At 44.9% G+C, this 1,019-nt stretch carries 2 protein-coding genes; both read right to left on the bottom strand.

Annotation, left to right across the window (positions count from 1 at the left end; translation table 11 throughout):
* The coding region (locus R7D93_RS26190; protein ID WP_318129668.1) for an ABC transporter permease at positions 1-335 on the bottom strand (335 nt) is incomplete at its 3' end.
* On the bottom strand, positions 336-1,019 hold a 684-nt coding region (locus tag R7D93_RS26185; protein ID WP_318129667.1), incomplete at its 5' end, for an ABC transporter ATP-binding protein.

Genomic DNA, 1,019 nt, shown 5'->3' with positions numbered 1-1,019 from the left:
CCCATGACATAACCTGCGATGATGACGTAGTTTGGCACAGGTGCAACCAACAACTCTTCGATGTTCTTTTGCAGTTTTGCACTAAAGAATGAAGATGCGACATTTGAATACGAGTTGGTGATCACCGACATCATGATTAAACCCGGTACGATGTATTCCATGTAGCTAAATCCGCTCATTTCACCAATTCGAGAACCGATCAGATTACCGAAGATGATGAAGTACAGCGTCATCGTAATCGCTGGTGGCACCAAAGTTTGTACCCAAATACGCGAGAAGCGCGTCACCTCTTTACCCAGCAAACTACGAAATGCCGTCCAATACAGTTGGTACATTTACTTGCTCCCCTCTCTGACAATGCTGACAAACAGTTCTTCTAATCGGTTGGCTTTATTGCGCATCGACAGCACTTTCACGCCATGTTCCGTTAATTGAGCAAACACCGCATTGAGACCTTGGCTTTTATCTAACTCAATTTCTAATGAGCCATCGATTAAGCTTTGACGATTGACACCATTCAACTCAGGCACTTCCCCGTCAGTCTCGATATCTAGAATAAAGGTTTCTACGCTGAGCTTGCTGAGCAACGCTTTCATGGTTGTGTTTTCAATCAACTCGCCGCGATTGATAATGCCTATGTTGCGGCACAGCATTTCCGCTTCTTCTAAATAGTGCGTAGTAAGAATGATAGTGATCCCTTGCTGCTGATTGATTTCTTTGAGGAAATCCCACATTGAACGACGTAGCTCAATGTCCACCCCAGCCGTCGGCTCATCCAAAATCAGCAGTTTTGGCTCGTGCATGAGCGCGCGAGCAATCATCAAACGACGCTTCATACCACCCGATAAGTTTCGAGCACGCTCTTTGCGCTTCTCCCATAAATCGAGCTTCTTCAGGTATTTTTCGGCTCGCTCTTTTGCCAGAATTTTAGAAACACCATAGTAACCCGCTTGTTGAATGACGATCTGCTCAACTGTTTCAAATTGGTTGAAGTTGAATTCTTGAGGCACTAAACCAAG

Source organism: Vibrio sp. YT-15 (genome assembly GCF_033337445.1).
Lineage (GTDB): Bacteria > Pseudomonadota > Gammaproteobacteria > Enterobacterales > Vibrionaceae > Vibrio > Vibrio alginolyticus.
Note: the sequence above shows the minus strand (reverse complement) of the source record. Positions and strands in the feature narration are given on the sequence as shown.